Genomic DNA, 25834 nt, shown 5'->3' on the forward strand with positions numbered 1-25834 from the left:
CATGAGAAAAATTGGTTTAATGATATTGTTTTTGGCGCTGACACTTTCAACGCACGCCTTACAAGTGCGCGATAGCCTGGATATAAAAATCGGGCAAATGATTTTGATCGGCTTTCCAAAAGCAGAAGTAGATAATACCGTATTGGAGGAAGTTCGGCAGGGAAAGGTGGGATCAATCATTTTGTTTGAGAAAAATATTCCGGCAAAGAATTCCTACATCGCGTTAAAGAAAATTACCTGGACGTATCAGCAGGCCGCATCCATTCCCTTGCTGATTGCTATTGATCAGGAAGGCGGAAGAGTGAATCGCCTGAAAGAAAAGTATGGCTTCCCACGATCGGTAACGGCAGCACAATTGGGTAAAATGCCGCTGGACTCCGTTCGGTTTTATGGTGAAACTACAGCCGCCACACTGGCGGGCTTAGGCATCAATTTGAACTTTGCTCCGGTTGTGGATCTGGCATCCAATCCCACAAACCCGATCATTGCAAAAGTGGAACGTGCATACTCCGCTAACCCGGATTCGGTAGCGTTGTATGCGAAAGAATTTATTAAAGCGCATCATAAACTTGGCGTGCTCACTACGCTCAAGCATTTTCCCGGACACGGAAGCTCAAAAGACGACACACACCTCGGTATTGCCGATGTTACCCAAACGTGGAACAAGGATGAGCTGACTCCATATAAGAAATTGATTGATGAAGGTTTTGTAGATGCGGTGATGACTGCCCACATTGTAAATAAAAAACTGGATGAGAAGGGGAATCCGGGAACACTTTCTTCTTCCATCATCAATGGCATTTTAAGAAAGGAGCTGGGGTACCGGGGCGTTGTGTTTTCAGACGATATGCAGATGCACGCCATTGCAAAACACTACGGACTGGAAGAAGCCATCAGACTTTCCATTCTGGCGGGAGTGGATATTCTCACTTTCTCCAACAATATTTCTGGCAGTCAGGAGCGTACGGTTGATGTGGTGCACCGCATAATTCGTAAATTCGTACAGGATGGCGTGATCACACCGGAGCGAATTGATGAATCGTACAAGCGTGTAATGGCATTGAAGAAAAGATTGAACGGCATAACGGCAGATTACTACCGTGCAAGAATGATTAAGATAGAGCGCGAAGCGATTAAAGCGCAGGAGTTGTCACGAAAAAATATGGAGCTTGCCTTGGAGCAGGAGCGTGTTGCCCAAGAGCTTTATGAAAACCTGAAAGCCGAACAGGGCAAATCAAAAAAGAAGAAAAAGAAAAAGGATTAAATCGAATAACAAATGGAAAACGCGTCCCCCGATAAAACAGCATTAAAGCGGTCACGGATAACCGCATTCGTGTTTGCTGCGCTTACTATTCTCTCAATACTATTTTTGGTTTATGCTCTCATACAAAAGGCAGAATCAGAACGACTCATGTCAAAAGTGTTGGAGTGTGAGGCGACCTATAAGGAAGCGCAGGAGAAGCTAGAACAAGAGAGAATAAGAGCGGAGGAAAATTTAGTAAGGGCACAACGTGCACAAGAAGAGGCAATAAAAGCCGAGCAACAAGCAAGGCAAAATAAGAAGTAATTAACCTATACATATGAACTCAAAACTCACCACCATTATTTTACTGGTATTGTTTCTGGCTGCAGCAGCATTCGGATTTTACCAGCAGAACCGCGTTTCAACATTGGAAGATAAGTATGAAGAAGCTTTGCAGGATATGGAAGATGCCTACAAGCGATTGGAGGAGAAGGACAAGGAATTACAACAGATGGTAAAAATGGCTGAAGCAGCCAAGACAGAGGCGGAGCAACAAAGATTAATCGCAGAAGAGGCCTTAAAGAAAAAATCAGGAAAGTAATGCAGGCTTTTCAGGTTGTATCGCCTACGCAGGATAAAGTCCCGTTAATATTAAGCGTACCGCATTGTGGCACAGTCTTCCCTGATGAGTTGAAATCTCATTACAAAGAAGAGCTGATTCAATCACCTGACGACACGGACTGGTTTGTACATCAGCTTTATGATTTTGCACCTGCTATGGGCATTACCCTGATTCATGCCGTGTACAGTCGCTGGGTGATTGACCTGAACCGCGACCCACAAAGCAAACCGTTGTATTCGGATGGGCGCATCATAACCGGGTTGTGTCCTACTACCGATTTTTTTGGAAACCTAATTTATGTTGATGAGCGATCAGAAATTGATCAACAGGAAGTAAGCAGAAGGGTAGAATTGTATTATGAACCGTATCATCAAAAGCTGAAAGCATTATTAGAAGAAACAAAGCAGCAGTTTGGACAGGTGTTGTTATGGGATTGTCACTCCATCCGCCAATATGTGCACACCATTCACAAAGAGAAATTCCCGGATTTGATTTTAGGCGATGCCGATGGCACATCCGCGTCACCGGGGTTGATTGAAACAGCCATTCGTAACCTCGAGTCATCCGGATATTCCTTTCAACATAATTATCCGTTCAAAGGCGGGTACATCACACGCCAATACGGCAAACCAACCGACAATCAACATGCGTTACAGTTGGAGATGAGTAAGGTGCAATACATGGATGATAGTGAAATGAAATACGACCCCCCCCGTGCAGACAAAATGCGCGAAGTGTTGAAACGTACGTTGGAGGCGTTGATTGATGGGTTGGTGAAAATATAATCTGACAAATGAAATATTTTCAATTCAAATATTTACTACAACAGGAAGGCTGGCTGCAAAACGTTTATCTTAAAATAGATGACGTGGGGATTATTCAATCCTTGTCAACTGCTCCGCCCGATCCCGCTGTTTCTATTGAATACATTAACGGTTTTGCGTTGCCGGGTTTCCAAAATGCACATTCTCATGCTTTTCAATTCGGCATGGCCGGCATGGCCGAAAAACATAAGCCAGGTACAAACGATGATTTCTGGAGTTGGCGCGAAGCCATGTACGAATGTGCCTTGAGCATGAATCCCGATGAGATGGAACAAGTAGCTACTGCGTGCTACAAGCAGATGCTGCAAAAGGGGTACACACACGTAGCTGAGTTTCACTACCTCCATCATGATAAAAATGGGAAGCCTTATACAAATCCGGCTGAGATGGGTGAGCGATTACTTTCCGCTGCCGCCAATTCGGGAATTAAAATTACATTGGTTCCCGTATTTTATCAGAAAGGAAATTTTGGAAAGGATCCACTACCCCAACAATGCAGGTTCATCTCACAAACTATTGATGATTATTTTCAATTGCTGGATGACACCGCGCATGCGGTTTCAAAATTTTCCAACGCAAAACTTGGCTTTGGTGTTCACTCCCTCCGCGCAGTTGATTCGCACGACATCATAAAAACAGTTGAACAAGGCCCGAAAGACATCCCTTTTCATTTGCACGCTGCCGAACAACTAAAAGAAGTTGACGATTGCTTAGCCTACCTAGGCAAGCGCCCCATCGAATGGCTGTTGGAAAACGTTTCGCTTAACGATCGCTTTCACATGGTGCATTGCACACATATGAATGATCGTGAGGTAGAAGGCCTGGCAAAATCAGGAGCAAATGCCGTGTTATGTCCGGGTACGGAAGGCAACCTTGGGGATGGTATTTTCAGGTTAACCGATTTTTATAGGCACGGTGGCAGTTGGTCGATTGGAACAGACAGCCACATCAGTTTAAATCCATTGGAGGATTTACGTTGGCTCGACTATGCCCAACGGTTCACCACCCATCGCAGAAATACATTTGATGATGGTGCATCGGTGTTGATTAACAAGACCCTCATTGCCGGTCGTAAAGCAATGGGGAATCAAATACAGGCCTATTTTCAGGTTGGTCAGCCCTTGGACGCAGTTGTTTACAATGAACATACTCCCTTATTAAAACAAGCCGGGGCTGCACATGCGCTTTCTGCTATTACCTACACGACCGATTCATCGGCTATTCTGGGTACTTTGGTTGATGGAAAGTGGATTGTTTGATTTAATTGGCCCTTTTTGAAGGATTATTCAACGGGTTATGCAGAATTTAATTTCGTTTTCCGCCCGCTAGGGGTTGTTTTCGTAATGGGAATTGAATTTCTTACATTGATTTTATAACGTAGTACTTTGGTCAATCTCACTGATTTGAGCGAGGTATTTTTGTGCCGTAATTATTATGCGTCTTGCCCTCTCCATTATATTTCTGATAGCATGCTTTAGTGGTATTGCTGCCATTTTTTGGGAACAGGAATATCAATACAGTTTGCCCACACCCGTTCCGCCAAACTACAAAGCGATACCGGTGGGTCAAGTGGTTTCTCTGCGCGAGTTTTCCAACCTTCCTGAGGGCCCGTTGTTTCTACACTTTTATAATCCGGATTGTCCGTGTTCACGTTTCAACGCCAAGCATTTGAAATCATTGATCCGACAATATGGCGACAGTGTACAGTTATATATTGTTGTTCCAAACCTTGGCGCTAAGCGTAAAGCCGTTTCAGAATTTGGAGATGAGCAACAATACCTCGTTGACGATAAACTGCAGATAGCCAATGCGTATGGTGTATATGCCACACCACAAGCGGTGTTGGTTGATCGTAAAGGAAAACTTTTTTACAGAGGTAATTATAATAAGTCGCGTTACTGCACAACCAAAGCCAGCAACTATGCCGAGCTTGCGTTGGTGGCGCTACTCAATAATCAAAATCCCCCCGTGTTTGATTTTTTTGCCACAGAAGCGTACGGCTGCTCATTTGAAGAGGAGGACCGAACATCACAATTGAATTTCTTTTAACGACCCTATGGAGACTAAAAAACTATCTACCGCTGAACGCAAAGTAATTTTTGAAACAATCAAAAAACAATCCGATGTGTTCATGAATTATGCTCTTGCCGCATATTTTTTGTTCGGAATCTTTCTTTCCTTTTTTTACGACACGTATTTCATCGCCATTGGGGTAGGTGGATTAAGCATCGCAGCTTATTTCATTGTAAAGGCCTTATTGCCCAACAGCAACCTATACCAATATGTGTTAGGGGGTGTATATGCCATTTTTGCAGCCCAGTTTATTTACCAGATGCACGGTCTGTTTGAAATGCACTTCTTTGTATTTGTAGGATCGACTTTGTTGATCACGTATCAAAACTGGAGACTACAGTTGCCTTTAATCCTTTTAGTTGTGATACACCACGCGACTTTTGCGTATATCCAGTATTTGGGTTATAGGGAAATTTATTTCACTCAGCTTGATTACATGGATTTGCAAACCTTCATGTTCCATGGTGCGCTTGCTGCGGTAATCGTTGCCATTTGTGGATATTGGGCATTTGATCTTGAGAAGAAAACAATTTCCGAATCGGTGAACAAGATAGCTTTGGAGAATCAACTAAAAAGTGTTTCGAAAAATATTGAGTTTGCTGAACAAATCAGTTCCGGTAACCTTACAGTGGAGTATCAGTTGCAAAACGATCAGGATGAGTTGGGCAATGCTTTGCTTTCCATGCGTGAAAATCTGTTGAAGGCTAGCATCAAGGAAAATCAGGAAAAGTTTGTAACGATTGGAATTACGCAAGTGGGTGATGTGATCCGCAACAACCCAGACTCACTCCAAAAACTTTCTGATGATTTTGTTCGCACGGTGGTCAAATACATGGGTATGAATCAGGGTGCTTTGTTTTTATTGGAGCAGGAAGATGAAAGTGAATACCTGAACCTTACGGCTTGCTATGCATACGACCGTAAGAAATACCTGGAGCGGAAGATTAGTGTTGAAGAGGGTTTGGTTGGTCAATGTTTTATGGAACGGGATGTAATCTACATGACAAAAGTTCCGCAAAATTATGTTCAAATCACATCTGGATTAGGAGAGGCTACACCCGGTTGTGTTATTCTGGTTCCGGTAATGACTGCTGATGAGATTGTTGGCGTATTTGAGCTGGCATCCTTTAAAGCACTGGAGCAATACAAAATAGATTTCCTGAGAAAGGTTTGTGAAAATATCGCTTCTTCCATTGTCTCCTCACGCGTTACCGAACGCGTAAAGCGCCTGTTGGCCGAATCACAACAACAGACTGAAGAAATGCGTGCGCAAGAAGAGGAGATGCGACAGAATATGGAGGAGCTTCAGGCTACCCAGGAAGAAATGCGAAGAAAGGAGCAACACGCGCAGGAGATACTTCATCAGGCCCAGGTCAAAGCAGAACGAACAGCTCAAATTCGGAACACCATGAAAAAGCTGGTGAAGGATAGTGACATTCAGATGGGTAATTGGGATGTTGCCGTAGATAAAATTATTGGTTCCGCGTTTTCGTTTATGAATGTATCGCGTGTAGGTTTGTGGATGGTGCGTGATGACAACAAAGTGTTGCAATGCGAAAAATTACACAGCAGCAAACGGGCTGCGGATCAACTGGAAGCGTTTCGAGCTACTGAATATCCACACTTTTTTAGCAGTATTCTTGCAGAAGAAGATTTGCGGGCTGAGGACGTTACTCGTCATAGCTCTTTACACGAGTTACTCGATTCATATTTTGGTAAAAATAATATTAAGTCGGTCTATGGCACGTATATTTTCGATCGGGGAAACATCATGGGTTTACTTTTGTGTGAACATAATGAACAACATGATTGGACAGAAGAAGAAAATTCTTTTTTAAGACGCTGTGCTGATTTGATTACCTCTGTTCATCAAACAAACTACATCAAGCGTTTAACCCAGACGATGACGGTCAACTAAGTGTTTACCTTAAAGATCTGTGAGGCCACAGATCTTTATCGGTTTAATTCAGATTAACTTCAAACAACTTCAGTATCCGTTTGTACTCATCGGTCCAACTACTAGGCTCAACAAAGCCGTGATCTTCGAGCGGATATACGGCCAGTTCCCAATTGTCTTTACCAAGCTCGATAAGCCGTTGTGATAGCCGCACCACATCCTGAAAGTGAACGTTCACATCAATCATGCCATGGCACATCAGCAAGGCACCCTTTAAACCTTCTGCATGATAGATGGGAGAACTTTTGGCGTAGGCTAAACTATCTGTATAGGGAAGATTTAAAATGTTAGACGTATACGGATGGTTGTAATGTGCCCAATCCGTTACCGGACGAAGGGCTGCACCGGCAGCAAATACATCGGGTGTGGTGAACATGCCCATTAAAGTGATGAATCCACCATATGATCCGCCATAGATACCGATTCGCTTTGGATCAATGCCATGCTCATTCACCAGCCACGCAGCACCATCTACATGGTCGGTTAAGTCTTTGCCGCCCATAAACTGGTAAATGCCTGTTCGCCAATCGCGACCGTAACCCGCACTGGCGCGGTAGTCCATATCGATAACGGTGTAACCTTTATCCGTTAGTAAGTTATGGAACATATACTCGCGGAAGTAACTGCTCCACCACTTGTGCGCGTTTTGTAAATAGCCAGCGCCATGTACAAAAATTACTGCAGCGCCATTGGGCTTTTCCGGTTTATACAAACGCGTGTATACATCTGCACCATCGCGTGCTTTGAAGGTGGTGAGTACCGGATCGCGCCATGCGTATGATTTGAATTCAGATGAGAGTGAATTGGTTATTTGCTGAGGTTTTGTGGTTGATTTATTTTCCTGAAGAAATAATTCCCATGGTTTGTTGCTGTACGAGTAGAGGAACGCAATCATTTTTTCATCAGGTGATAAATCTACATTATGCGAACCCGTCAGGGTTGTCAGTCGCTCGGCTTTTCCTCCCTGCACCGGTAAGCGATAAAATTGTTTTTCTCCGGGGTGCACCTCGTTGGTGATTAGGTAAAAATTCTTCCGGTCGCGCGAAAGCGTTACCTGTTGTACTTCGTATTTTCCGGAGGTAAGTGCACGCGTATTCTGTGTGGTGAAGTTGTACGCATACAAATGTGCATAACCCGTTTCTTCTGATACAAACCAAAGCTCGTTGTTGTTGATCCATCCCAAACTGAAGCTTCCCGGTCCGCCAATCCAGGCATCGTCATGCTGGCGATTGATTAATGAAAGTTTCTGTGTGGCTGCATCCAGCTTCATGATCCAGCGATCTTTGTTGTCGCCTGCACGTACTTGTACTACCGCATGCTTCCCATCGGGCGACCACGTTGGGCCAAAGAAGGATACAGCACGCGGTTGTGGTTTCTTTTCTTTACCATCTTCATTGCCGGCCAGGTACGCGGGCTTGTCCATGATGCCTGGGATGTCATCGGTTTTTACCTGAAGCACAGTATCGCGTTTGATGTCATACACAAAAAATTCTTGCGCGTTTTGCGGTGCACCTACTTTGGTGCGGGTATTCAGGTCTTCGGTAAAGCCACTTTCGGTTACATAGTTCGGTACAATGGTAGCCTTGGCATTGGCATTTTTGGTAAGCGCAAAGGTTACATAGTTGCCATCCGGACTAAGTTGTGCCTGACTCAGCATTTTTTCTTCCAGGTAAATTTCTTTGGGGCGTTTGGGTTCTTCGGTTTCACGGTGTGCGCGTGAAGCATCGCGCTTTTCTTTTCTTTCTTTAAGAATTTGAATGTAAGCAAGTTGATCCTGCTTCAACCATTTTTGTTGTTCAGTTTCTGAAGGTGTAGATGGTTTCCTTCCGCGTTTGAAGTCGGTGAGTTGAGCGAAGTTACCGGTGCCGATTTCCCACGCATACAAGTTTTGATCGTAGGTGTAAATGATCTTTTTCTCATCACCTGAAAAATAAGGATTGCTTTCGCGGCCTACGGTTTGGGTGATGGTAGTGGATTTTCCCGAAGCCACATCCAGCAAATGGATATCGCCATTTTTTTCATACACCATTTTTGTAAAGGCACTGTTGTATGTGCCCGAGCCGGGCAGGCTCATGCGTTCGGCTTTGGATACTTTTTGTGGTGTACGATTTTGCAGGGTGATCTTATACAAAGAATCACCAGGAGCATTTTCGGGATTCCAGTTAAAATAGATTGTTTTGCTGTCGTGCGACCAACGGACGTTAGAGGGCGAAGTGCCGATCCACTTTGGGTCGCGCATAATTTTTTCCACGGTCAGTTCGGTTAACTGAGCGGAAGCTGACAAGGCTATCAGCAGAAAAAGAAAACCGGTAAGCGTACGCATAGGAATTGTATTTTTTGATGACAAGATAGAATATATTGCATACGAAGTTTATCACTTTTACACGAATGACGATCCGTAAGATTCGCCCCGAAGACAATAAACACGTTGGTAACATCATCCGCACGGTAATGCCCGAGTTTGGCGCCAGCGGTCAGGGTTTTGCCATACACGATAAGGAAGTGGATGACATGTACGCCACCTATAACCAGCCGCGATGCGCATACTTTGTTTGTGAAGAAGCAGGAAAAATTGTGGGTGGAGGGGGTGTGGCTCCATTGGAAGGAGGCGATGCCGACACCTGTGAACTGAAGAAGATGTATTTTCTACCAGAAGGGAGAGGAAAGGGTTGGGGGCAGCAAGTGCTGCGTGAATGCCTGCAGGCCGCTACTGAAATTGGGTTTCACTATTGTTATCTGGAAACGTTCAACACCATGAAGGGCGCCATGAAGTTGTATGAGAAAAATGGTTTCGAGAAAATCCCGAAGCCTTGTGGCAATACAGGGCATTTCGCTTGCGATACGTTTTATAGGAAGAAACTTCAAAGCTAAGGCTAATGCCAGTTATCAAATTCTTACCTTTGAGAGATTCTAAAATTTATGTTAAAGCCCAAACCGAATCATATTCATTATATCCATACACTAAGAGTGATGACTGCGGAGCAGCGACTCAATAAGGCTTTTGAACTTTCTTCTATGTCACGTCAATTGTTTCTGGCAGGACTGAAGAGAAGATTTCCAAATAAAAGCAATCAGGAGATAACTGATTTGTACCTTACACGTTTAGCGAAATGCTACAACCGAAATTACTGAAGCACCTGATAGAAGTTTTGGATGAAAACCATATTGCATATATGGTTACAGGTTCATTGGTATCAAGTCTTCAGGGTGAACCCAGGGCGACACACGATATTGATATTGTGGTTCAAATTCCTCCGGCCTCAATACCTGCGCTTATAAAGTCATTTCCTTCACCTGCGTATTACTTGTCTGAAAGCAGCATAAAGGATGCTTTGGTTCACCAAACCATGTTCAATCTGCTGGATACACAACAAGGTGATAAGGTTGATTTTTGGATTCTAACAAATGAACCATTTGATTTATCACGATTTGATCGAAGATATGACATAGAGGTTTTTGGAATTCGTATGAATGTGTCAAGGCCCGAAGATACCATTCTGGCTAAGTTACGATGGGCAAAGCTCTCGGGTGGAAGTGAAAAACAATTTACTGATGCACTTAGAGTCTATGAAGTTCAGGCTGGTGCAGTTGATCTTTCTTACATTGAAGCCTGGGTTAAAAAATTAGGAGTTGAAGAACTTTGGAAAAAACTGAAGGATGAAGCTCAACCCATTGATTTTTAAGTAGTCTATTTTCAGATCGCATGACCACCGAACTGCTGCTCCGATACATTCACTTCATCAGCATTTTTGCCATTGCCGCTACGTTGGTGTCCGAGCATTTGTTGCTGAAACAAGAACTTACCCGAAAAGAAATTGCCCGACTGGCTCGCATTGATGCGGTATATGGTGTGGCTGCATTGACATTGCTTGGCGCAGGATTAACCTTGTGGCTCGGAAGCTATGGCAAGCCTGCTGAGTTTTACAGCAAGAATTGGATTTTCCATGTAAAGCTTTCGTTGTTTGTTTGTATTGGGTTGCTCTCCATTTATCCTACCGTATTCTTTTTGAAAAACAGAAAAGGTAATCCCGAAGAGGCAGTTACCATCCCCGGCAAAATTTTCTGGATGGTTCGTTTTGAATTGCTGCTGTTGTTCATCATCCCCTTGCTGGCCGGACTAATGGCGAAGAGCGTGGGGTACTTTGGTGAATAAAAAATAAATACACCTACCTGTTTATTCCGGTCAAAAAGCTTTTAGTACATTCCGTATTGAAAACCCTTTTTACCTGAAAACAGTTGTTTCGCATCCCCCGCCTTTCTTAGCTATATGTTCTGCAATTGCCTCTCTGCATGACTGATAAAATTTTTTCGCGCTATCTTTCTTTCGGGTCACTCATCGGCATGCTGGTTGGTGTTGCGTTGGGATTAGGTCCGGCATCACGGATCAGCAGTCAGGTGTTGCCATACGTGGAAGGATTTGCCAAACTGTGGATCGTTTTATTGCTGCTGCTGGCTGTTCCGCTGGTGGCAAGTTACTTGCTAGTAAGCCTGCTCAGGCTGTTGCAATCAAAAGCGATTGGTAAACTTGCTTTACGCGGAATCGGAGTGCATGTAGTTATGCTTGTGCTGGGGGCTTTAATTTCCGTGATGTTAAGCTTATTTTTGCTTGAAGTCATTACACCAGCTACTTCTGGATGGGTAGGAACAGCAACACAGGAAAGCACGCTAACATTCACGCATCAACTCTCCGTTATCCAGGCGTGGCTTGCGCGAATCATCATTCCTGTAATTCTGATCACGATAATCATTACGGTGATACTAAATTTTCTTCCTTCGTTCAGGTTACAGGTTGTGGCCGTTGCGACCCGAACGAATAAACTTCTTTTTACCGGATTGCATTATTTGTTTTTGGTATTACCACTTTCGGTATTATGTCTGGCTATGATCATCACCATGCGCAACGGAGCGCAGCTGGTTGGTGTGGCCGGATTTTATATCACCGGGGTGTGTGCAATTTTAGGAGTAGCTATAATCATACAATACGTTGCCATTGTTTTCTTTGGCCACACTTCGCTGAAAAATTTCTTTCGCACCATGTTACCGGCACAGTTTGTTGCAGCCAGCACGTGTTCATCGTTGGCTACGTTGCCTGCCTTGCTGGTTAGTGTAAAGCGCATGGGCATTGCTGACGAAGTAGCCGGATCAGCCGTTCCGGTTTTTGTATCCTTCTTCCGCATCAATCTAATGGTGGCCAATCCCTTTTCATTTTTTTTGTTGTCATACTTGTATAACCTGCCAATTGAATGGCCCAACGTATTATTTTTTCTTGGGCTGATGATGATCACCAGCTTTGGAAGCCCCGGTTTACCGCAAACCGGCAATGTGTATAGCTTGCCTGTTTTTCTGGCAGCAGGTATTCCGTTAGAGGGCGTGGTGTTGTTAAAGGCACTCGATGCTATTCCCGATGTTTTTAAAACCATATTGAATGTAACGGAAACGGCAGCCGTTACATCTGTAACCGTTCGTTTTGCTTCACGCAGAGAGGTTGCCACCCAGCTGCAAACACAAACACGTGTATGATTTATTTCCTAACCACCCGAAGAAACAGCAAGCAGATTCGGAACTTTCTACGCTCACAAGGTGCACGATTTGCGAATCGCCTCACGGTTATTTATTATGAAAACCTGGAGCGGTTGCGTTCGTTGAAAGTGGGTTCATTTATTTTTTCTGATTTTGATTTGCTCACGCCAGGGCAACGCGAGGTAGTGACACGTATTTTTAATCAACTGAAGAGTAAGTACCCTGAACTGAAATTGTTTAACGACCCAGGCAAGGTTTTGCTTCGTTACGATTTGCTCAAACGGATGCATGCATTGGGCATCAACAAGTTTGATGTAGTCCGGGGCACAGAATCTTTCGATCACCTGAAGTTTCCTTTGTTTATTCGGGAGGCCGATCGGCATACCGGACCGCTCACATCCCTGTTGCATTCTTCGGAAGAGGTGAAGTATCACCTTCGAGTACTAAAAGCTTTGGGCTATTCGCTTTATGATTTGCTCATCATTGAATATGTGGATGCCTCTGCAGCCGATGGGATGTTCATAAAAATGTCGGGGTTTGTATTGGGTGATACGGTTATGCCACGGTACCTGAACTACAGCACAACGTGGATGGTAAAGTCGACTATGTATCCAAACGATGAATTGATGAAACAACGGCAGCAGGATGTGGAAGCATACATGCGCACCAACCCACACCGCCAATGGTTGCAACAGGTTTTTACGGAAGCAAACATTACCTATGGCCGGGCCGATTACGCCATCGTAAAAGGTGAGTTACAGCTGTGGGAAATTAACCTGAATCCGGCTTTTGTTCGTCCGCCAAAAAACACAAGTGATGACCCCCCGCAACAGCGATTTATGCGAGATGAATTTTATAAACAGTTTTTTAAAGTCTTGGAGGAAGCCGATTACAAGGGTGAAGGACACCTTGAGCTCACCATCACCGGGGCAGATGCCAGCGAAATGCGCCCTCCATTGTGGTTTCGCATAAAACGCGGGTTTCATGCCCGATTGCATAAAAAGAAACCCCGGTATAATCTAATGCGGGCAATATGTTATGCGTTTGTACGATTCCGGTTTTCATTTTCTGCAAATCCAAAATTGTAAAGTGATGATATTTGCCACAGTTCTTCAGCCCGATGCTGTACCTTTAGGTATAATAAAGTCCCTATGAAAAAGGATCACTTATTGCTGTGGCTGGTGTCTGCCATGTTGGTTTCAGCCTGCTCCATGCCTACTGTTCTTCAAAACACGATCATCACCTATCCGCCACACCCGGTTGTACCAGTGCCTGAAAAGCTTGTCGTAGCTAACCTGTTTGATGTGAACGCACAAAACTATCGCGATAATAAGGATGAACTGTTTGTAAAACTTATTGAAGAAACGGTAAAGCGTACGGCTACTGTATTAGGCGAAGGCTTAGAGGTATCAGCTTCAACAGAACCTGGTTTAATCCGGCATGCAGATTCTTTACTCACCATACAGCAGGCTTCGCATGGCATTTTCATTACCACATTCAACGCATACTTTGATCAAACCCATGTGGAGGTAACCAAAACAGAAACCGGTAAGGAACGCGAGGCGTTTTATGATATCGTAGTGGAGATTGGATATTCTATGCGCGGCCCGGGTGTACAGCAGTTTGATACGTTAATTGTTGCGCGCAGGCATCACAGCTCACGCAGTGTGTTGAGCGGTTTACTGGCAGCCGGACCGAATATTGTTTCCAATCGCGATGATGCCCTGGAGGGAACATATGTTAATGTGGACCTGTATGCGAAATGCTTCTTTGAAGGTCGCGAAGCTCGTGCCCGTTGGTTGTATGTAAAAAAAGATTTTGAGGCAGTCGGTCAGGCCATACAACGTTCCGACTATGAAGCCGCATTTCAAGCCTCAGAAAAAATGACAGAGGCCAAGGACCCAAAAGTTTCAGCCAAGGCCTATTACAACTGTGCCGTATTACTCGAACAAATGGGTCGGTACGAAAAAGTGAAACCCTATTTACAGGAGTCGTTGCGCATTCAATCCACCTTTGCCGATGCCCGCGAGATGTTACGGGATTATTGGCATCAATAAAAAGGTTCATCGGCTAAGGTTAACAGTTCATCACGCTAACCCGACAGTTCGAAACAAAATTTTGCCGGCTATACAACCTTTTGCCCATCTTGGTAGTCTAATGGCTGTTAACGTTTATGAAAACCCTCAATTTACGCAGAACAATTTTCCTCGCCATTGGCATCATGGTGGCCGTTATGATCCTCATTACCACGAGTTTGTTTGGGATGAGTGCATAGACCAACCCGTGATTATTTCAGTCTATTTTTACTTGAGAGCATACAATGCGAAGGCTACATTTAGTTCCCACTATGTAGAGTGGGATTGCTTCCTGCCCGTCCGGTCAGGCGGGCGTCACGGGAAGATTCGCGTAAATGATTAGGTCTTATCAATGTTCCTTGCAATGACGGAAATATATTAAATTGAAAAATGCAGAAAGGGGGCTGTGTTTATATAATGACAAACATTGGGAACACGGTCCTGTACACAGGAGTAACATCCGATTTAGTTAGCCGGGTTTTAGAGCATAGGGAAGGGAAGTATCCGAATAGTTTTACTTCACGATATAATGTAAAGAGGCTGGTGTATTATGAAATATTTGCTTCCATTGAGGAGGCGATTGATCGGGAGAAGCAGATTAAGGGAGGCTCACGCAAAAGAAAGGAGGAGTTGATTAATACTATGAATCCAGAGTGGAGGGATTTGTTTGAGGACATTAAGAACTGGTGAACTGCCCCTCGCGTCATTGCGAGGAACCGCAATGCATGCGGGTGGGGTGACGAAGCAATCTCAATCTTCAAGTTTAATACTTACTATATGATGAGGGATTGCTTCGTCACGGAAAGATTTGAGAAAAGGATAATGCTTAGTCAACGTTCCTCGCAATGAACTACTCATACCTTAACGCCTTCACCGGGTTGGCGCGGGCGGAGCGTAACGTGTGGTAGCTGATGGTGCCCAAGGCAATCACCATGGCAATCACGCCACCCAACACAAACAACAACGGATTAATGCCTACGCGATACGCAAAACCTTCCAGCCACGTGCGCAACAGGTAATACGTTACAGGTGTTACCAGCACAAATGAAAGGGTGATGAGCAACATGAAGTTACGCGACAGCAACATCGTGATTTGCCCTTCACTCGCGCCCAACACTTTTCGTATGCCAATCTCCTTCGTTTTCTTTCCGGTGATAATCGCAGCCAACCCGAACAAGCCCATACACGAAATCAAAATGGCCAGGCCTGCCATGATGGCTACCACCGAACCCATCTGCTGATCGGAGCGGTAGAGTACGGCAAAGTGTTCATCCAGAAAGGTGTAATCGAACGGGTAATTGGGGATGTGCTCCTCCCATAAATTTTTTACATGCGCAATCGCTTCCTGCGCATGGGTGGCATCAATCTTCACCGACATTTCATCATAGCCCCAATCCGGATGCACCACCATCTCCAATGTATTCACTTTGTAGTGCAGTGAATTGAAATTAAAATCTTTTACAATGCCGATGATGGTGCCGAGCGAATCGTTGTGGTACCAGCCGTGCCCGGCCCGTGTGCCGATGGTTTCCTTCAACCCCAGCTCGTTGGCCAGCGATTCGTTGATGATGAACGCCATCCCGTTGTCGGTGGCGATGTCTTTCGAAAAGTTCCGGCCTTCCTTCAACTCCATGCCATACACGGTCAGGTATTCGTAGTCGACATTTACGTTGCTGGGTGTAATGTTCACTACGCCCGTATCGGCTTTCACTTTAAAACCCCACTGATGAAAATTATTGCCCAGCCGCTGCCCGCTGGCCGTAACGCCCAGTATGTGCGGACTGCGTTTTAACTCCGTGCGCAGCATTTCAAATTTTTCATTCGCATCGCGGTTCATGTCCACCAGCATGATCTGGTCTTTGTTGAAGCCGATGTCTTTGCTTTGCATGAAGGTGAGTTGCTGCAGTACAATGAGCGTGCTCACAATCATCGCCAGGGCCAATCCGAATTGCACGACCACCAGGCCACTGCGGAAAACAGATTTGCCTTCGTTGCCGCCTTTGATGATGCGCGACAGCGAAAAGGAAGTCATGTAAAACGAAGGGTAGATGCCCGCGAGTAAACCAAGCGCCAGTGTGCCGAGGATGACAAACACCACCTGCTCACCGTGTTGAAAAATCGTGAACAAGGAAAGCTGTCGCCCGATGAGGGTGTTGAGCAGTGGTAACAGGGCAACATTGAGCAGTACCGCCAAAACTAGGGCCACACTGGCCAGCAATACCGATTCAAAAATAAACTGCGAAAACAGTTGCACTTTTTTGGCGCCCACGGTTTTGCGCACGCCAATTTCTTTGCCGCGGTGTGAGGCGCGTGCGGTGGTGAGGTTCATGAAGTTTACACTGGCGATGAGCAAAATGAAAATGCCAACAATCGAAAAAATATCGAGGTACTTGCCGTTGAACTTGCGGTAGTTGTTGTAGTCGTGTTCGATGTCGGTGCTGGCGAGGTGCACCTCGTTGAGCGGTTGAAGAAAAAGTTTGTAGTATTCGTTGATGTCGGGGTCGTCCATGTGGCGCGACATGAAGGCCGGAAATTTTTCTTCCATCGCGGCAATATCCGTGTTGGGGTGTAGCACCAGGTAGGTGTTGAGGAAGTTGGAACCCCACCGGTCGTTAAAGCCTTTGTCTTCGCTGGTGGTAGTGGTTAAAGACACGAGCGCATCCACCTGCATGTGCGATTGCTCCGGAATGTTTTTTAAGATGCCCGTGATTTTGTATTCGCGGTCGCGAAACTTCAGCGAATTGTTCATCGCTTCATCTGCGGAAGCAAAAAACTTCAGTGCCGTTTCTTCGGTGATCACCATGGTGTAGGGCAGGTCGAGTGCGGTGGTGCGGTCGCCTTGCAGCAGGGGGAAGTCGAAGATTTCGAGGTAGGTGCTGTCGACCTGGGCGAGGTTGTTGAGCAGAAAGCGTTTCTCGTCTTTTTCCACCAGCAGTTTATTGCGGTTCATGAAGCGCGTGTACGTAACCACTTCCGGAAACTCGTTGGCGAGTGCGGGCCCCATGCCCGGCATGCTCAGTGCTACTTTTTGTACGTTGGTGCCGGTAAAGTTTTGCACCTCATCGAGGCGGTAGATGTTTGCTTTTTTACTGTGAAAGGCATCGAAGCTGCGCTCATCGGTAATGAACAGGTAAATGGCTAAACAAGCCGCCAGGCCGATGGCGAGGCTGAAGATGTTGATGAACGCGTACAGGGGGTTTTGGCGGATGTTGCGCAGGGCAATGGCGAGGTAGTTTTTCAGCATGGCGGGGTTGGGTATAGACAAGTATACCCATTTGAGGGGAAAAGGTTACGAATTTGCTTCCTTTAGCTACGTTTCTGCAAGCAACCGTAGGGGGAAAATTTCGGATTAAAATTCAATTTCCGACCAACATGCGGGTAAATTTTCCGATTAAGTCAATGGATATTTGAGTTAATTACGCTATTCATTTTTGCTTTGATGATCACCATTCTTTCATCGGCAGTCTCATAGTATAAGTGGCCTCTAATAGCAGACAGAATCCTCTCATCGGTCAATATCTTTTCAGTGGCTTGTTGTAAATATGCGAACACCTCAGGCTCTGCTGCCCTGATTTGTTTAACCAACGTTGTTGAATAGTTGAAAAGATACACGATGTCTTCCAGATCGGCACTGGCATAAACATCATGCAGACCCCTGTCAAAAAAGGCATCTATTTTTGAAGCAAGAAAATAGGGTAAGGGCATAATGTTTATGTTCACATCATCAAGCTCAACAGCTATGGCCTGTTCAAAACCGGGCTTGAACCAACGGTTACTGGGCGCCCAACCCACGGCCTCAGTAGACATCACATCTACAAGCAAATCATCAAAGCGAAACCTGCAGATGATATCGTCTTCATGTGTTTGCCTGAATCCCTTCAAGGTAAGTTCTTCACGAAGTTGTTCCAGTTTCCCGGGTGATGTAATCTGAAAGGTAAGATCAATGTCTTTTGTGGGGCGAACATCTTCTGCGGCCGGATCATCACTATACAAACTCACCATAGCTCCACCCACAAACACCACACGGGAGTTCAGCTCACCCAGCGCTCGTGCAATTTTCAATGTTGCTTGCCGGTTAATGAAGTTATTTTTCAGCATATGCGTTTACGGAGCATGTCCAACGCCAGATTTTTTTCACGTACTTTCCCAACACGCACGGCATCAACAAGTGCAAGCAACTCATAGAGTTGGGCATCCAACTCAACAGCTTGCATTACCGTGTTGAACAAGGGTTGAATACCATGCCCGCGCACGGTGCCTTTTGCATATGGCCATACATAGTGTTCAGTGCTTTCAACCAACTCCTTTAAGGGTGCAGCACTGTGCCCGGTTGGTACTCCCCTTACCACATTGCCGGGTTGTTGCGGAAACATAAAAGGCACCCCGTATTGCAGTAAATCCATGAACGACTGGCGCACAACCTTTCGTCCGTTGTTATGCAGCAGCCGGGCATATTGCGAGCGTGCCAGGGAAGCGCTGATTTCAGACTGGCTCATAAACAAGGCACGCGCCAGCGAAAGCTGCGTCCACGAATTGTTCTCTGCCAACCGTATTTTCAGCAACACTACAATGTCCTGAGGGCGCATGGCAGGCAAGGCTTGTTTCATAATTATTGCATATTACGATATGCAATATCGGCATTAAATCAATTAATTATCAACACTTTACAGTAAAAAATCGCATATCGCGATACGCGATAATGGAGTCATTTGATAAGATTTTTCAATTTTCTTATTACCAACATTATTCTTTCGGGAAAAAGAATTCCGCGTGTGGTTGTATTCACCTCAATTTTTACATGAGCTTTTGGTGTTTGACAATTTAACTTTACGTCTTGACCTTGCCCCACTGGAACTCTTGTTTAATCTGAATATTCACATTAAAAAATAGAAAATAGGGGTACTATAACTACCTATATTAGGTAAATTTTAATGATTCTTTGAAGACTCCGGAGTTACCGGATCACCAAAGCCAACCACCAGGCGGCCTTCCACCACGAAGGGGCTGTAGCCGAAGCTGAATTTTGGCCAGGGCAATACGCGTTTCATCGGCTGGGGTGGGCAATAAAGTGTGGTGCATAACGGTTGTTTTTTAAAGGATAAAAGATGCACCCAATATCCGCAGGAGGAGTGACAGGTTGTGGCAAGGATGACCTACAGTTAAAGTGTTAATTTTATGAAGTGGACTACTCGGCTAAAATAGAATTTCTTCAAACTGAATTGTTGAAGTGGTACAAAGAGCATGGAAGGGATTTCTATTGGCGAAGGAAATCCGCAACAAATTACATACGAATAATCTCGGAAGTTTTACTACAACGAACTAAGGCGGAGACGGTCAACAAGTTTTTGCCGAGCTTCTTAAAAAAATATCCGTCTTGGAATAGACTAGGAGATGCTACTGAGCATGAGTTGATTGAAGTACTAAAGCCGCTTGGACTGAGCAACCAAAGAGGTAAGCGCTTATTTAAGTTAGCCCAGGAGTTAAAAAAGCGAAAGGGAGTGTTTCCAAGAGAAAGAATGGTTGTAGAGGAGATGCCCATGATGGGGCAATATATAACCAATGCCTATGAATTGTTTATTCTTAAAAAGCCATCACCCCTTTTGGATGTCAATATGGCGAGAGTATTGGAAAGATTTTTTGGTTACAGAAAGTTAGCCGATATTAGGCATGACCCATATCTACAAGAGTTAGCAAAGAGAATAACAAACCATGAGGAAATCCTGCAAATTAATTGGGCAATTTTAGATTTTGGGGCATTAGTTTGTAAAACGACTCAGCCTTTTTGCAAAAAATGCTTACTTTTCGATAAGTGCAATTACCATTCTAACCTTTTAAAGGGGCAAAGCAAAGTTTAATATGCCAGATAATATAATTGAGCATTTGAGAAAAATTTCGGTTGAAAGTTGTTTTCAATTATCTGCATTTCGTAACGGATGGTCAATCTGGAGGGATGAGGTTAGAAACTTAACGGGTACCACATTTCAGGCAAGTGAAGTTTTAAATATTGGTGACCATTTATCAGAGATTTTTTCAACCACAGGATCGGCTGGGAGATCACAAAGTGAAGTTTCTGGTGGGGGATATGGATGGGAAGGATTAATTTGTTGGTATCTCAATCTTTGTTTTGCTGGTAGTCGAGGTGTTGCCGTAAGGAAGATTAGTGATTTACCTGACCCACTTCGTGATTCAATTTCTGTTAACTATGGGAACTTTAAAAGTAACACAGAATCCGATATAGCTGTAGTTATTTTTCCAAATATTCTAGAATTTTTGGTACCGAAGAGTTCCATTTCTGTTTCAGATAGTAGAGGAAATATTATTTCAAACACCTTGAGAGGTTCATTCAATCTAAAGGGTATTCTAAATCGACTAACTGAAATTCATTTTGATCAATTTGAGCTAGGTATAATACAGTGCAAAACTAATTGGAATGATAACTCACAAATTCCAATGTTGTGGAGTATGATCTATGAGGCCGATACATTTATAAACTCGTCAATCTCCATAGGAAGAAATGGCTACTCGATTCATGATCTTAGTAAGTTCACATATTCATTCTGTACAGTTCCGACAAATAACCTATCTAATTACAAGCAGAATTCAACGTCAGTTAATAGAGTAAGAAATTTAACTGGTGGAAACTACTGGGGCTACCCTTCATCAAGCGGAATAGCTAGCTCTATCAAGGAAATCTTTAACTCAAATTTTCGAAATGCTTTTTTGGGGACAAATCAGCGGACGACTTTGAATAATGCAATTCGAGATTTAGGAAGTGATCTTGACTACTTTGATATTGGGTAATCTAATTGTTTATTTTTTGTAACATTGAGTAATAATTTCTCTCAGTAATGGTTCAGCAAATTCAACTATTATATCCTCATCGCTTTGTGTCATTAAATATTCGCCTAGTTTGTTGTGAGCAATACTAGATCGTATTCTATAGATCCAATATGCAGCGAGGGCAGGTATAACAATTTTGAATCGATTATTCCCCAATACCTGATTAAGGCTAATTTCAGAAAACCCAATAGTAATTAACTTATCAAACGACTTTTTTTCTTTTATGGGATTACTGTCTTTTCCGTACTCATAAAAAATACTTTCGGCTTTTGTTTTGAAGTTACTTACGCTTTCCAAGTAAGGGACGATCTTATAAGGATCAAGTTTAAGCGAAAACAATGATTTTAAGCGTTCTATATCCTCCCTACTGTAATCCCTTAGTGTTCTGCTAATCTCCTTCTCTTTATTGCCGATATCAAGCAAATCTTTGATCTTTTCAGCAGTATGAATATCAAATTTCAACTCAATCATATGATAGAGTTTTAGAAACCTCGTGAATGGATTCGTTTCACGAAATGCAGTTGCCAAAGTTTCAAAATAGAAATCACGATCAATATTTAGATTGTCGATAGCATTAATTTCTCTTATTGAGTTTGTTTTAGTGTATCTATATTGTGTGATATTGTCTAAGTGAAAATAACCTCCCCAAATTGGAGAAGTAGATTTAAATCTTGCTAAATAGTCGGGTAGCTTGTTTTTTTTCAACAGCAAATAGTCTGAAGTAAACTCAAAATCCTTTTCTGCGATACTATCAGCCGCATTACTATGAAGAAAGCAAATAAATTGCTCAAATGGTAAACTCTGAATTTCTCTTTTCTCCTGACTTTTGGTAAATAGTATTTCGCCTACTTCATCGCCATAGTCATCTTTTACCTTGATTGATGAAGAACGATCAAAGGATGGAAAAACAAGTATCTCAAATGGTATAAGTCCACCAAAGCTCAGAAATGAATCAATTTGTTCAACCAAAAATTCTTGACTTTGAAATTGCTTGGATAAAATTTCTTTTGCCCCTTCGAGAGTCATCATAGTTCAGAAGAACTTATAAGCCAACATTCACCAAAAGGAAGATCTCCCTCTGATCGCAAAAACTCTATAAAACCAGATGTGATCAATTTTCTGGTGGCATATCCCACATTATATAGTTTGGGATCTGCTTTAACAGTTCTGATTTCAGCAAATTTCCTTAGCTCTAATGGATCAGTTCCATTACCAACAGTTTTGAGTGTCGCAAGCAATTTCTTCAAAGCATCGGCTACAATGGACTCTCTTCTGACATCAATAGAATATTTGCTTACGGCCGCAAAAAATGAATTGATTACATTTGCATCTGCAAGCCAGTTTTTATAAGAATTCAGGTCTGTGCCGTTGTATACTCTAAAGACCTGTTCGTCTATTTGTGCGTACTCTTTTAAGGTATTTTTGAACTTCAAAAAGGAGTCTGACAGGAACTCCTCTTCAGAGTCAAGTATATCAGATTCAATCATTTTTTCTGCTATGATATTATCCTTATCTATTTCAGGAGACTTAGTTAAAAAACTTTTATATGCTGTCACTAACCTTTCAAAGGGATACTGCTTTGCTTTGCTCCTTCTATTTTCGTCCTTTTCTTCTAAAACCCCTAAACCATTGATATCTTTAATTAGGGTTTCTCGCATAGTGATAAATAATAATTCAATCTGGTGCCTCATCGACATCGGCTTTTGACCTGAGTTGAGTACTATTAATCGATAAATGAGATGGTTAATATTAGGTTCAAACCAAATTTCTAGTAGTAACCTTTGACTAGGATTAAAATTAGCACCATTTGTTTTAAGGTCATTTATAATATAGGTTCGTTGGAGTCCATCGAGAATGTATATCTTATCTGGCTGTGAGAATAATAATTCAATTATTCTTGCTTTGTCTTGAGTTCCTATTGAGTTTTTAAACAGGGAAACTATTTCGGGTTCTATAGCAAGTGTGATTGTTGGAATAAGAGCTCCTTTTTCAATATCTCTCTTCAAGCGATTGTATCCCTTATGCTTTTCTCTTTTTCTTTGGATTTCAAATCGGTCAAAATCCTTTCCAACAAGACTCAGATAATCATCAATCTTTATCTGGGCGTATATGACATCAGTATTTGTTCTATAATCCTTAGTAAAGGAAATGATCTCAAGTGAATTCATGTTATTCTATATACTTTAAAATTTCAAGCGCTACTGCTCTCGCCATTAGCGGAGGAACCGCATTACCCACTAGCGTGAATTGCGGAACTTCTGATTTCCTTTTGTTTCCTCCAGTTGATCTTTTACCTTGGAATACAAACGAATCATCAAAAGATTGTAGCCTGGCCATTTCACGAACGGTCAAAGCCCGCGGACTAGAGAAGTGAATATAGTCATCAGGGATGGTCATTACTGTTGGGCTTTGGGAATCTGGTTTAAGAACATTATAATTTCTCTTCTCCGAATCTAAGCCAATTTTCTTTAATTTCTTCTTCGCTTCTTCATAATCTCCAGCTTCTAGAATAATTTGCAAACGTTTTATAACGTCATCATTTTGTTTGCTGGTCTTGTGGTTGTGCAATGGGGCTACAACGTGTGAGAGGGAGCTATGTAGTTCATCAAAATTTCTTACATAAAAAGGATTCTTTGCATTGGAAAATCTTCCGTTTAGTCGCCCTCTTTTTGACCATTCTGCGAAAGTAAGCCCACCCTTTTCATCAATTGCCCCATCAAGGGTTCTCTTTTTCAACAGTGAAACCATTTTACCATAAGAGCCATTGTACCTCTCCTTCAGATTGACTTGTTCGTAATTAAATTTTTCATCATCATTTCCAACAAAATCCAAGTCATACAATGCTTCAAAAACGGTAACTTTTTCTTTTCCACTAACAGTGGGTGGGACTTCTTTAATTAGTTTTTGATCTTTTCTGCATCCAATAAAAAGAACCCTTTCCCTGTTTTGAGGAACACCATAATTCGAAGCAAGTGCAACAAACGGAGCTTCAATGTTATAAAGACGAATGTGTGATAAAATTTCCTCAAATCGTTTCTCTTTATTAGCCCTCTTTACAAAGGCTTTAAGTCCACTCATACACTCATCAAAGGAATAAGTGTAAATTTCTAATGCCTTGACGATTTCATTAACTTCTTCAGCGTATTCTTTAGAGGGCTTTAACCGTTTAAATGATTGATTGATTTTTTCCACAATTGTTTCCGCATCAATTGCTGTGAGAAAATCATCAAAATCATTAACAAAGTAATCTGAATCAATGTCACAGAAAGCCTTCTCGTTGATTATTTTTTTCCTAATGTATGCAAGCTCACTTGTTCTTTTTAAGAGGTTGAATCCATGTCTAATGGTTATGATATCCTTGTCAGTCTTGCTCGTTTTGTAATCAACAATTTTGGGAGTTAATACCCTAAAAATATTTTCAATGTTCTGTAAATACTTTTCTTTTAGTGCTTCCAAGTTTTTATCCGTGGCAGATTCAAATTGCAGGCGGAGATTATAGCACTCCAAAATAAATGAATCCTCTTTTTCGACTTTTTTCAAATCAATAATGAATTGAATCAACTGATGGAACTCATTTAGGTCAACAATTGATCTAATTTCTTGGACTATCATCTCCTGAATTCTGCCCTCTTCTTTAGTGAGAATTCCCTTGACATTTTCCATCACAAAGTACTTAGGGCGCAGTTGACGGATAACTTTGAGATAATGTGCAAAAAGATCATCTTTCTTGTCAAATTTTTTCCGCTTACCAGCAAGACTGAAACTTTGGCATGGAGGGCCTCCACAGACTACATCTACACTCTTACCTTTTAATTTCTTGAGTAGGTTGTCGAGAAAATCTGGCTCAGTAATATCTTGCCTTAAAAATTCAGCATCCATTCCCAGCTGATAATTATATCGAGCAAGATGTGTGAGTTCACAATTTTCATTTATATCACTTCCTAATAGAAAATCATATAACTTATTTTCATGCTCAGCTTGTAAAAAGCCCTCACTAAATCCACCTGCTCCTGCAAATAGATCAACGAAGGTGATTCGCTGTTTCCCTTTGTAATATTCTTCATTATCACAATAGATGAATGTGCCCGTATTTGATTTTCTGGTGGTAACAAGAGATTGAATCTTGTCTTTTATTTTTTTATTCGAGAGTTGGTTAGTAGGCGCAGTTTCAAGATGCTTTTCAATTTCATGTTTTAGAAAGGATAAGAACTTATTTATTGACTTGTGCCTATATTCTGTTTCCTTGACACATTGATTTTTGTTGTCCCAATCTTTCCTTTTAATCTTTTCTCCTGTGGCCACTTTAATCTGTACATCTTTTTTACGTAGCACTAAATGGATTGGAAATTGTTTGCTTTTATCTGCCTTATCAAGGTAAAATTTAACTTTAATCATAAGTTACGGACGTTTTTACGGACACGGACAAATTTACGGACATTTGGTTTGTTTGCAATAGAAAGGACTTTACCGCGACATTAATTGTCAGCTTTTGAGACCCCCATCTTTTAGTTTGCAAACATGTTCTCTTAGATTAATGTTAAAGTGTGGTGTCTCTGCGTGAGGGATTGCAGCGGATACCCTACAGTTGCGCGGGCATGTGTGTTGGCACGAGGAGTAGGAGCGGAAAGCCCGGCCCGCAGGGACACGCCCTGACGCACAAAGCGGTCAGGACAGGCCATA

The 25834-nt window shown here is 42.8% G+C and carries 23 protein-coding genes; 16 read left to right on the forward strand and 7 right to left on the reverse strand.

Annotated elements, in window-relative coordinates; genetic code table 11:
• Nucleotide 1 precedes the first annotated feature (1 nt).
• The 7 genes from QY309_17535 (at nt 2) to QY309_17565 (ending at nt 6680) form a co-directional block, all read left to right on the forward strand.
• Complete coding sequence (locus tag QY309_17535; protein ID WKZ59648.1) at nt 2–1264, forward strand: glycoside hydrolase family 3 protein; 1263 nt, start codon at nt 2–4, stop codon at nt 1262–1264.
• Nucleotides 1265–1276: 12 nt separating this feature from the next.
• On the forward strand, nt 1277–1567 hold the full coding sequence (locus QY309_17540) for a hypothetical protein (GenBank protein WKZ59649.1): 291 nt from the start codon (nt 1277–1279) through the stop codon (nt 1565–1567).
• 13 nt (nt 1568–1580) lie between these two features.
• Nucleotides 1581–1844, forward strand: coding sequence for a hypothetical protein (locus QY309_17545; GenBank protein WKZ59650.1), 264 nt, complete (start codon nt 1581–1583; stop codon nt 1842–1844).
• Entirely contained in the window at nt 1844–2650 is an 807-nt protein-coding gene (locus QY309_17550; GenBank protein ID WKZ59651.1) for an N-formylglutamate amidohydrolase, read from the forward strand. Before QY309_17545 ends, QY309_17550 begins: the two co-directional genes overlap by 1 nt.
• Before the next feature lie 8 nt (nt 2651–2658).
• Entirely contained in the window at nt 2659–3948 is a 1290-nt protein-coding gene (hutF, locus tag QY309_17555) for a formimidoylglutamate deiminase (protein ID WKZ59652.1), read from the forward strand.
• A 175-nt stretch (nt 3949–4123) separates the two neighbouring features.
• Nucleotides 4124–4738 (forward strand): redoxin domain-containing protein, encoded by a 615-nt coding sequence (locus tag QY309_17560; protein ID WKZ59653.1) that lies wholly within the window; start codon nt 4124–4126, stop codon nt 4736–4738.
• 7 nt (nt 4739–4745) lie between these two features.
• A complete protein-coding gene (locus tag QY309_17565) occupies nt 4746–6680 on the forward strand; it encodes a GAF domain-containing protein (protein WKZ59654.1) in 1935 nt (644 codons plus the stop codon).
• 43 nt (nt 6681–6723) lie between these two features.
• Here QY309_17565 and QY309_17570 read toward each other — a convergent pair whose 3' ends face one another.
• On the reverse strand, nt 6724–9042 hold the full coding sequence (locus QY309_17570) for a prolyl oligopeptidase family serine peptidase (GenBank protein ID WKZ59655.1): 2319 nt from the start codon (nt 9040–9042) through the stop codon (nt 6724–6726).
• Nucleotides 9043–9107: 65 nt separating this feature from the next.
• Between QY309_17570 and QY309_17575 the strand changes: the two genes are divergently transcribed.
• From QY309_17575 to QY309_17605, 7 genes are all read left to right on the forward strand, one after another.
• The gene (locus QY309_17575; protein WKZ59656.1) at nt 9108–9590 is read left to right on the forward strand and encodes a GNAT family N-acetyltransferase; all 483 of its coding nucleotides are present in this window, start codon (nt 9108–9110) and stop codon (nt 9588–9590) included.
• Between the two features lie 239 nt (nt 9591–9829).
• On the forward strand, nt 9830–10402 hold the full coding sequence (locus tag QY309_17580; protein WKZ59657.1) for a hypothetical protein: 573 nt from the start codon (nt 9830–9832) through the stop codon (nt 10400–10402).
• A 20-nt stretch (nt 10403–10422) separates the two neighbouring features.
• Nucleotides 10423–10872 carry a DUF2214 family protein gene (locus tag QY309_17585; protein WKZ59658.1) on the forward strand — a complete coding sequence of 150 codons (450 nt, stop codon included), beginning with the start codon at nt 10423–10425 and terminating at the stop codon, nt 10870–10872.
• A gap of 137 nt (nt 10873–11009) precedes the next feature.
• Complete coding sequence (locus QY309_17590; GenBank protein WKZ59659.1) at nt 11010–12239, forward strand: cation:dicarboxylase symporter family transporter; 1230 nt, start codon at nt 11010–11012, stop codon at nt 12237–12239.
• A complete protein-coding gene (locus QY309_17595; GenBank protein ID WKZ59660.1) occupies nt 12236–13327 on the forward strand; it encodes a hypothetical protein in 1092 nt (363 codons plus the stop codon). The genes QY309_17590 and QY309_17595 overlap by 4 nt, the downstream gene beginning before the upstream one ends.
• Nucleotides 13328–13390: 63 nt before the next feature.
• Nucleotides 13391–14296 (forward strand): tetratricopeptide repeat protein, encoded by a 906-nt coding sequence (locus QY309_17600; protein ID WKZ59661.1) that lies wholly within the window; start codon nt 13391–13393, stop codon nt 14294–14296.
• Nucleotides 14297–14704: 408 nt separating this feature from the next.
• Nucleotides 14705–15004, forward strand: a complete 300-nt coding sequence (locus tag QY309_17605; protein WKZ59662.1) for a GIY-YIG nuclease family protein — start codon at nt 14705–14707, stop codon at nt 15002–15004.
• Nucleotides 15005–15164: 160 nt separating this feature from the next.
• Here the strand turns inward: QY309_17605 and QY309_17610 are convergent, their stop codons facing one another.
• The 3 genes from QY309_17610 to QY309_17620 all read right to left on the reverse strand — a co-directional run bounded on the left by QY309_17610 (nt 15165) and on the right by QY309_17620 (nt 18921).
• Complete coding sequence (locus QY309_17610) at nt 15165–17558, reverse strand: ABC transporter permease (GenBank protein WKZ59663.1); 2394 nt, start codon at nt 17556–17558, stop codon at nt 15165–15167.
• A gap of 152 nt (nt 17559–17710) precedes the next feature.
• Nucleotides 17711–18412 carry a nucleotidyl transferase AbiEii/AbiGii toxin family protein gene (locus QY309_17615; protein WKZ59664.1) on the reverse strand — a complete coding sequence of 234 codons (702 nt, stop codon included), beginning with the start codon at nt 18410–18412 and terminating at the stop codon, nt 17711–17713.
• On the reverse strand, nt 18406–18921 hold the full coding sequence (locus QY309_17620) for a hypothetical protein (protein WKZ59665.1): 516 nt from the start codon (nt 18919–18921) through the stop codon (nt 18406–18408). Before QY309_17620 ends, QY309_17615 begins: the two co-directional genes overlap by 7 nt.
• Nucleotides 18922–19494: 573 nt before the next feature.
• Here QY309_17620 and QY309_17625 point away from each other — a divergent pair.
• Both QY309_17625 and QY309_17630 read left to right on the forward strand, forming a co-directional pair.
• Nucleotides 19495–20169: a hypothetical protein gene (locus QY309_17625; GenBank protein ID WKZ59666.1), complete on the forward strand. Its 675-nt coding sequence runs from the start codon at nt 19495–19497 to the stop codon at nt 20167–20169.
• Nucleotide 20170: 1 nt separating this feature from the next.
• Nucleotides 20171–21115 (forward strand): hypothetical protein, encoded by a 945-nt coding sequence (locus QY309_17630; protein ID WKZ59667.1) that lies wholly within the window; start codon nt 20171–20173, stop codon nt 21113–21115.
• 9 nt (nt 21116–21124) lie between these two features.
• On the opposite strand, the gene QY309_17635 is transcribed toward QY309_17630, so the two are convergent.
• The 3 genes from QY309_17635 to QY309_17645 are packed head-to-tail and all read right to left on the reverse strand — an operon-like array spanning nt 21125 to nt 25549.
• Nucleotides 21125–22183 carry a hypothetical protein gene (locus QY309_17635; protein ID WKZ59668.1) on the reverse strand — a complete coding sequence of 353 codons (1059 nt, stop codon included), beginning with the start codon at nt 22181–22183 and terminating at the stop codon, nt 21125–21127.
• Nucleotides 22180–23322, reverse strand: a complete 1143-nt coding sequence (locus QY309_17640) for a hypothetical protein (GenBank protein ID WKZ59669.1) — start codon at nt 23320–23322, stop codon at nt 22180–22182. Before QY309_17640 ends, QY309_17635 begins: the two co-directional genes overlap by 4 nt.
• A gap of 1 nt (nt 23323) precedes the next feature.
• Entirely contained in the window at nt 23324–25549 is a 2226-nt protein-coding gene (locus QY309_17645; GenBank protein ID WKZ59670.1) for a DNA cytosine methyltransferase, read from the reverse strand.
• Between the last annotated feature and the right edge of the window lie 285 nt (nt 25550–25834).

It is taken from the genome of Cyclobacteriaceae bacterium (genome assembly GCA_030584025.1).
Classification (GTDB): domain Bacteria; phylum Bacteroidota; class Bacteroidia; order Cytophagales; family Cyclobacteriaceae; genus UBA2336.

Excerpts from the sequence above, each read along its gene's own strand:
- QY309_17535 (WKZ59648.1), top strand. The coding sequence starts at position 2 with ATGAGAAAAATTGGTTTAATGATATTGTTTTTGGCGCTGACACTTTCA.
- QY309_17540 (WKZ59649.1), top strand. The coding sequence starts at position 1,277 with ATGGAAAACGCGTCCCCCGATAAAACAGCATTAAAGCGGTCACGGATA.
- QY309_17545 (WKZ59650.1), top strand. The coding sequence starts at position 1,581 with ATGAACTCAAAACTCACCACCATTATTTTACTGGTATTGTTTCTGGCT.
- QY309_17550 (WKZ59651.1), top strand. The coding sequence starts at position 1,844 with ATGCAGGCTTTTCAGGTTGTATCGCCTACGCAGGATAAAGTCCCGTTA.
- hutF (WKZ59652.1), top strand. The coding sequence starts at position 2,659 with ATGAAATATTTTCAATTCAAATATTTACTACAACAGGAAGGCTGGCTG.
- QY309_17560 (WKZ59653.1), top strand. The coding sequence starts at position 4,124 with ATGCGTCTTGCCCTCTCCATTATATTTCTGATAGCATGCTTTAGTGGT.
- QY309_17565 (WKZ59654.1), top strand. The coding sequence starts at position 4,746 with ATGGAGACTAAAAAACTATCTACCGCTGAACGCAAAGTAATTTTTGAA.
- QY309_17570 (WKZ59655.1), bottom strand. The coding sequence starts at position 9,042 with ATGCGTACGCTTACCGGTTTTCTTTTTCTGCTGATAGCCTTGTCAGCT.
- QY309_17575 (WKZ59656.1), top strand. The coding sequence starts at position 9,108 with ATGACGATCCGTAAGATTCGCCCCGAAGACAATAAACACGTTGGTAAC.
- QY309_17580 (WKZ59657.1), top strand. The coding sequence starts at position 9,830 with ATGCTACAACCGAAATTACTGAAGCACCTGATAGAAGTTTTGGATGAA.
- QY309_17585 (WKZ59658.1), top strand. The coding sequence starts at position 10,423 with ATGACCACCGAACTGCTGCTCCGATACATTCACTTCATCAGCATTTTT.
- QY309_17590 (WKZ59659.1), top strand. The coding sequence starts at position 11,010 with ATGACTGATAAAATTTTTTCGCGCTATCTTTCTTTCGGGTCACTCATC.
- QY309_17595 (WKZ59660.1), top strand. The coding sequence starts at position 12,236 with ATGATTTATTTCCTAACCACCCGAAGAAACAGCAAGCAGATTCGGAAC.
- QY309_17600 (WKZ59661.1), top strand. The coding sequence starts at position 13,391 with ATGAAAAAGGATCACTTATTGCTGTGGCTGGTGTCTGCCATGTTGGTT.
- QY309_17605 (WKZ59662.1), top strand. The coding sequence starts at position 14,705 with ATGCAGAAAGGGGGCTGTGTTTATATAATGACAAACATTGGGAACACG.
- QY309_17610 (WKZ59663.1), bottom strand. The coding sequence starts at position 17,558 with ATGCTGAAAAACTACCTCGCCATTGCCCTGCGCAACATCCGCCAAAAC.
- QY309_17615 (WKZ59664.1), bottom strand. The coding sequence starts at position 18,412 with ATGCTGAAAAATAACTTCATTAACCGGCAAGCAACATTGAAAATTGCA.
- QY309_17620 (WKZ59665.1), bottom strand. The coding sequence starts at position 18,921 with ATGAAACAAGCCTTGCCTGCCATGCGCCCTCAGGACATTGTAGTGTTG.
- QY309_17630 (WKZ59667.1), top strand. The coding sequence starts at position 20,171 with ATGCCAGATAATATAATTGAGCATTTGAGAAAAATTTCGGTTGAAAGT.
- QY309_17635 (WKZ59668.1), bottom strand. The coding sequence starts at position 22,183 with ATGATGACTCTCGAAGGGGCAAAAGAAATTTTATCCAAGCAATTTCAA.
- QY309_17640 (WKZ59669.1), bottom strand. The coding sequence starts at position 23,322 with ATGAATTCACTTGAGATCATTTCCTTTACTAAGGATTATAGAACAAAT.
- QY309_17645 (WKZ59670.1), bottom strand. The coding sequence starts at position 25,549 with ATGATTAAAGTTAAATTTTACCTTGATAAGGCAGATAAAAGCAAACAA.